The organism is Streptosporangium carneum (assembly GCF_027922005.1).
In the GTDB taxonomy this organism is placed as follows: Bacteria; Actinomycetota; Actinomycetes; order Streptosporangiales; family Streptosporangiaceae; genus Streptosporangium; species Streptosporangium carneum.
In genome coordinates this window covers 110,055-116,354 of the sequence record NZ_BSEV01000025.1, presented here as the reverse complement: position 1 = coordinate 116,354, position 6,300 = coordinate 110,055, and the positions used below count along the sequence as shown (strand labels likewise).

Below are 6,300 nucleotides of genomic sequence, written 5' to 3'. Positions count from 1 at the left end.
GATGGGACTGATCTCCTCGAAGATCTCTTCGAGGCCCGACTGGGCCGGAACGTCCTTGCGCCCGGCCTGGCGAGCCGCCTCGACCCGCCCCTTCCACTTCTCGTTGCCGAGCAGCCAGTCGAAGGACTCGGTCTGCAGGGCGAGAAGGTCAGGAACTTCGAGCGGCTCCTGAATTCGTGCGAAAGACACACGACGGGGACCAGCGGGTACGGCGGAGGCGTTGCGCGAGGCTGCCAACAGATGTCCTTCCGAGGGCTCGCGGCGGACTGACTACACGCACGCCAGACGACCATGCATCGGAGCACCAAAAGAAGCGGGTCGTCAAAGGGCAGCGCAAAGGGGCAGTGTAGCCGAACGGCATACACCTGTCCACTTCACTCTCGCTGCACGCTCCACGTTGGTCGCAGCATCGCCCGTCAGAGCCGAAACGTCAAGCCCGCGAGCCGACATTTCAGCCAAGGAACAGCCGAGACGCTGGGAGTTTGCCCATCGTGTGACCTGCGCACACCCCTGAATCCAGGTCGAGCCCATGACCTGGGGAGGCTGACGCTGCGTCACGCGGCCGATCGGCCGCCAGCCGACGAGCGACTGACGGTCGACACTGCCATGGCTGATCTACCCGGGACCAAACCAGCCCCAAACACAGACTTTGATAACAATTGAATGAAGCGCCACGCCGACTAGCCGGGCGGAGGGTTTCCGAGCAGCGTGGACAGCTCGGAGACCAGCCAGTGAGAGTCTTGTTTGACCATGACCAGACGGGCCCGGTTCTGCCTGACCTGTCGCCGGGGCTGCTTGTCCCCGGGAAGGGTCCGCACCGTGCTCATGCTCACGAACAGCAACACCTCCGCCCGGTCGGAACCCGCCGACTCGACCGCCGCCCCGGCCACCGTGGCCTGCTGGACGGTCCGCTGCTTCCTGGCCGTCGGCACCAGGCTCGTGGTGAGCTGCCGGTAGTACTGGCTGAGGTTGCCCGTGGTGTAACCACGCGCCCTTGCGAAATCCTGTTCGATAGTACGGTAGTCGTACGACAGCATGTCGGCGGCGACCGAGCGGGCGGTCGCGAGGGCCTCCTGCCCGGCGGCCTCGTCGGAACGCAGCCGGTTCAGGTCGACGGACATGATCACGACCACGGCCGCGAGCGAGAGCGCCAGGGCGGTCAGCACCCCGACCAGCAGCAGGGAGACGCGCGTCACAGGACCAGCTCCGCCTTCGACACGAGCCAGGAGGCCCCGACCCTGGTCACTTCCATGTTCCACTGGTAGAACCGCTCCTGCGGGGCCTGTTCGCTCCCCTCCCAGCGGATCACCGCGTCTCCGACCACCATCACCTGGGCGGTGTCGCCCTTGAGGGAGACGAGACCCGAGGCGCGCAGCGCGCCCGTCTGGAGAACCTTGTTCTTGACGGTCGTCTCCTTGAGCGTCCCGACGGTCCTGGTGTACTCCGCCCGCGCCGCCCCGGTCGAGGTGTCCAGGATGCGCTTGATGTCGGCGTCCACGGTCTTGTGGCCGACCGAGAGCAGGTCGAGGGCGTGCGCCCCGGCCGCCCGCATCGCCGCCTCACGGTCGTCCGCCGCCGCCTGGGCGGCGCGCAACGCCTCGCACAGCCAGAAGGCCGCGGCCAGCAGCGCCACGACCAACAGGACCAGCAGCAGCCCGACGATCTTCAGCGGGTGAGTCCGCCGAGCAGCGTTCACCCCCATGCGCTCTCTCCCATCGCAGGTCCGCCGGCCCATGGACCGGTGACCACGTGGCGTCGACCGTCCAGACCGAAAGCTCCCCGATCGCCGGATCATAACCCGCCAAACGGATCGTCATGGAGGCCTTTGGGGACCCTATCCCGGAGTTGTCCACGCCCACGGAGACCGGCGGTTCGGGCCTCGGCCGCCGATCTCGCGGCCTCCGCCGAGCGGCGCCACCGATCTCGCGGTGACCAGGGCCATCCGCCACCGATCCACCGGTCGTGACGACGGTTGAAGACACCCGCCGACGAGCGGGCACAAGCCCCGCAAGGCGAGCTCCCGGCGACGCCCGGGGGCCGACGGGGACGACGGGCCCTCCGCGCGCCCAGGACGGACCCACGAGCCCCGAGAGGATCCCCGGGCTCTTTGACGGCCACACCGGGGCTCGCCGCCCCCAACGGCCCTTATGGGGCTTTATAGCCATAAATCACACACAGTGTCGCAAATCACCGAACCTGTGACCGGCCTCGCCAGGAAGCCGCCCGCGGGCTCCTGCCGGAGGGCGCGGCGCGAAGGGCGGCGCGAGAGAGGCGGCACGGCGGACGCCCGGAAGGGCGCGGCGACGGCGAGGCGAGGCCGGAGCGGGAGGCGACAGGGCGCGGCGCGAGCAGGAGACAACCGGGCGGAGACCGCAGAAGGCCGCCGGGCCGAGAAGGAGGAAAAAGGCGTGAGAAACCACGGAAAGGCGCGGAGGACACAGCGCGGGAACCACACGGAGAACGACGGAGTGAGAACTCCGCGGCGAACAACCGGGAGGAGAACACCGGGGGGAGAACGCAGAAAGAGCGGGCCACCGGCACCTGGTGGACCCGCTCTTTCCGATGAGGCTTTACGCCAAGTGAGTTACTTGACGGTGACGGTGGCGCCGGCGGCCTCGAGGGCGGCCTTGGCCTTCTCCGCCTGCTCCTTGTTGACCTTGCCGTCGAAGACGGGCTTGGGAGCGCCGTCAACGAGGTCCTTGGCCTCCTTGAGGCCCAGGCTCGTCAGGGCGCGGATCTCCTTGATGACCTGGATCTTCTTGTCACCGGCGGCCTCGAGGACGACGTCGAACTCGTCCTGCTCCTCCACCTCCTCGGCGGCGGCGGCACCGCCGCCGGCCGGAGCCGCGGCGACGGCGACCGGGGCGGCGGCCTTGACGTCGAAGGTGTCCTCGAAGAGCTTCACGAAGTCGGACAGCTCAAGGAGGGTCATCTCCTTGAAGGCCTCGAGCAGCTCGTCGGTGCTGAGCTTCGCCATAGTGGTTCCTCCGTATGAATCAAAAAACTAAGAACTGGGACCGCGGTACGTGTGCGCTAATCCCCTGCGCCCGCTCGCGCGGACCTACTCGCCGGCCTCTTCGCGCTTCGCACGCAGAGCCTCGGCCAGCTGAGCCATGTTGGTGGGCAGCGCGTTGAAGACGGCGGCCGCGTGGCCCTGCTTCGCCTTCAGAGCGCCGGCCAGCTTCGCGAGGAGAACCTCACGCGACTCGAGGTCGGCAAGCTTGCTGATCTCGGCCGGGTTCATCGACTTGCCGTCGACGACACCGCCCTTGATGACCAGGAGGGGATTGGCCTTGGCGAAGTCACGCAGACTCTTGGCGGCCTCGACCACGTCGCCCTTGACGAACGCGATCGCCGACGGACCCGCGAGCAGGTCGTCGAGCTCGCTGATCCCGGCCTCGTTGGCCGCGATCTTGGTCAGCGTGTTCTTCACCACGGCGAACTTCGCATTCTCACCGAGGGAAACGCGCAGCTGCTTGAGCTGAGCGACGGTGAGACCGCGGTACTCGGTCAGAACGGCAGCGCTGGAGCCTTCGAAGCTGCTCTTCAGCTCGGCTACAGCCGTTGCCTTTTCCGCCTTCGCCATGGGCCTCCTTCCAGATGTGCCGCCGGCAAGAGCCCACAGACGCGAACAAGCCCCGGGCGCAGGCGCACGGGGCTCACATGAGGAGGTTAATCCTAATGAAAACTCACATCACACCTACGCGGGTCGTCCACTGCGTGGAACCTTAAGTCGTCAGGCCATGAGCCCTGACAACGACCGGCGGTCTTCGGCGTTGACAGCGTACGCCCTTTGCGGGGCGAACGCCAAATCACATGCCACGGCCCGTGTTCCCGGCAGGTCGGTCTGCCGGGAACACGGGCCGTGAACGGGTGTCAGTTTCCGCCGGAGTTCTGCGGCAGCTCTCCACCGGGGTGCTTCGGCAGGTCGCCCACCTGGTCGGCGGGCGGGGCCGAAATCGTCACGGGCTCGTTGAAGCCCCTGAAGGACGTGACCAGGTTGAACGAGGAGCCCTGCTCGGCGCCGCTGAGCGTCACCTTGCGGGGCAGGCTCTCGGCGTCGGCCCACAGGTCGAACTTCACGTCCTTCACCTGCGAGAGCCGCTGCTCGAGCTGCTCCCGCTTGGCCGGGTCGATGACCTGCGCGGCCTCGGCCACCGGGAAGGTGCCGCTGTAGTGCGTGGTCTCGACCCCGCCGACCGTCTCGGTGCCGACCGCCTTGACGTCCTTCGACGCGGTCAGCAACTTGACCGTCCCGGCCAGGTCGAACTGCTGGGCCTGGGTGAGGAAGTCCCTGACGCCCGCCTGGCCCTGGGCGTCGAGGTCGGAGAGCGAAGCCTTGGCCCACGGCTTCGTCGTGCCGGCGAACTTGTTGAGCAGCTCCGACTTCACGTAGACCGTTTCGCCGGTGAGGATCACCCTCGCTCCGCCGGGCACCTTCTGCCCGCCGAGATCGATCGTGCTCAGCGTGACGTCGGTCGCCAGCTGGGGCTTGCTCTGGTACACCAGGGTGCCCTGAACCTTGCCGGCGCCCTTGTCTCCATCAGTGGCGTCGAGCACGAGGTCCGCGGAGTAGGAAGTGACCTCCCCGGCCCTCTGCGCGCTCTGCTGCACCGCCTCGGCGGCGGCCAGCTTGACGTTTCCGAGGGAACCGGTGCTCTGCGCACCGCATCCCGTGACCGCGACCAGCACGGCCGCTCCCAGTGTCAGTGCGGGAGCCAATCGGCGCATTCGTCTTCACTCCTTCGTGTCCCCCGATGGACTTGTTTATGACCCTACGCCGGGAGATCGCCACACGCGTCCTCCGGAAGAACGAAGAAAGGCCTCAACCGAATGGCCATTCGGTTGAGGCCTTCCCGAGAAGACGTCTGCTATTCAGGACGTCTCAGATGTCTCAGGCGTCGAGCTCCGCGGTCATCGCCCGCGTCACGTTCGGGTCGACCGGGATGCCCGGGCCCATGGACGTGGTGAAGGTGACCTTCTTCAGGTAACGACCCTTGGCCGCGGACGGCTTGAGACGCAGCACCTCCTCGAGGGCGGCGGCGTAGTTCTCGACGAGCTGACGATCGTCGAACGACACCTTGCCGATGATGAAGTGCAGGTTCGCGTGCCGGTCGACACGGAACTCGATCTTGCCGCCCTTGATGTCGGTGACGGCCTTGCCGACGGCCGGGGTCACGGTGCCGGTCTTGGGGTTCGGCATCAGACCACGCGGGCCGAGCACGCGGCCCAGGCGGCCGACCTTGCCCATGAGGTCCGGGGTGGCGACGACGGCGTCGAAGTCGAGGCGGCCCTTGGCGACCTCGTCGATCAGGTCGTCGGCGCCCACGATGTCGGCGCCCGCGGCGCGGGCCTCCTCGGCACGGTCACCGGTCGCGAAGACCAGGACCCGGGCGGTCTTACCGGTGCCGTGCGGGAGGTTGACGGTGCCGCGCACCATCTGGTCCGCCTTGCGGGGGTCGACACCCAGACGCAGGGCGACCTCGACGGTGGCGTCGAACTTGGCGACGTTGGTCCCCTTGGCCAGCTTGGCGGCCTCGACCGGGCTGTACAGGTTCGCGTTGTCGATCTGGGCTTCCGCGGCGCGGTATCCCTTGCTGCGCTTCACTTGCTCACTCCTGTTGAATCCGAGTGCTCGTGGTGTGGGCCAGCGCCTGGCCCCTCCACTTACTTCGACGTTGTGGTGATGGGCGCGTTCGTCGGCGCACCCGCCGTTCTCCGGCACCGCCCGGCCCCGTGGACGTCGTCGCGTCCACACGGCCGGCCTTCAGAGCCGGTCGCCGCGTCCGTCAGTCGGCGATCGTGATGCCCATCGACCGGGCGGTGCCGGCGATGATCTTCTCGGCCGCCTCGATGTCGTTGGCGTTGAGGTCCTGCATCTTGGTCTCGGCGATCTGGCGCAGCTGCTCCTTGGTGAGCTTGCCGACCTTGTCCTTCTGCGGGACGGGCGAGCCCTTCGCCACACCGGCGGCCTTCTTGATCAGCTCAGGCGCCGGAGGCGTCTTCGTGACGAAGGTGAAGGTGCGGTCCTCGAAGATGGTGATCTCAACGGGGATGATGTTGCCGCGCTGGGCCTCGGTGGCAGCGTTGTACTGCTTGACGAAGTCCATGATGTTGACGCCGTGCGGACCGAGGGCGGTACCGACCGGCGGAGCGGGCGTGGCCTGGCCAGCGGGAAGCTGGACCTTGACCAGTGCCGCGATCTTCTTCTTAGGAGGCATGGTTCTCTCCGGGTCCTAATCGGGGTGATGCGGCTCCCACGCAGACACGGGGAGCATGTCGGAAGGCCGTGCTTCGCGA

Annotated in this window: 8 protein-coding genes; all 8 read right to left on the bottom strand. The window is 67.4% G+C overall.

Translation table 11 applies throughout. The features are described from left to right. Window positions 1-237 (bottom strand): hypothetical protein (locus PKF00_RS35415; RefSeq protein WP_271222079.1); only part of this gene is annotated, 237 nt, incomplete at its 3' end. Between the two features lie 443 nt (window positions 238-680). Next, window positions 681-1,196: an Rv1363c family protein gene (locus PKF00_RS35410; RefSeq protein ID WP_271222078.1), complete on the bottom strand. Its 516-nt coding sequence runs from the start codon at window positions 1,194-1,196 to the stop codon at window positions 681-683. After that, window positions 1,193-1,702, bottom strand: a complete 510-nt coding sequence (locus tag PKF00_RS35405; RefSeq protein WP_271222077.1) for an Rv1363c family protein — start codon at window positions 1,700-1,702, stop codon at window positions 1,193-1,195. Before PKF00_RS35405 ends, PKF00_RS35410 begins: the two co-directional genes overlap by 4 nt. A gap of 882 nt (window positions 1,703-2,584) precedes the next feature. Beyond that, window positions 2,585-2,977 carry a 50S ribosomal protein L7/L12 gene (rplL, locus tag PKF00_RS35400; protein WP_271222076.1) on the bottom strand — a complete coding sequence of 131 codons (393 nt, stop codon included), beginning with the start codon at window positions 2,975-2,977 and terminating at the stop codon, window positions 2,585-2,587. Window positions 2,978-3,061: 84 nt separating this feature from the next. Further along, window positions 3,062-3,586, bottom strand: a complete 525-nt coding sequence (rplJ, locus tag PKF00_RS35395) for a 50S ribosomal protein L10 (protein WP_271222075.1) — start codon at window positions 3,584-3,586, stop codon at window positions 3,062-3,064. Window positions 3,587-3,876: 290 nt separating this feature from the next. Then, window positions 3,877-4,731: an SCO4651 family lipoprotein gene (locus tag PKF00_RS35390; protein WP_271222074.1), complete on the bottom strand. Its 855-nt coding sequence runs from the start codon at window positions 4,729-4,731 to the stop codon at window positions 3,877-3,879. A 163-nt stretch (window positions 4,732-4,894) separates the two neighbouring features. Beyond that, window positions 4,895-5,608, bottom strand: coding sequence for a 50S ribosomal protein L1 (gene rplA / locus PKF00_RS35385; protein WP_271222073.1), 714 nt, complete (start codon window positions 5,606-5,608; stop codon window positions 4,895-4,897). Between the two features lie 181 nt (window positions 5,609-5,789). Continuing rightward, window positions 5,790-6,221, bottom strand: a complete 432-nt coding sequence (rplK, locus tag PKF00_RS35380) for a 50S ribosomal protein L11 (protein WP_012887815.1) — start codon at window positions 6,219-6,221, stop codon at window positions 5,790-5,792. Window positions 6,222-6,300 lie beyond the last annotated feature (79 nt).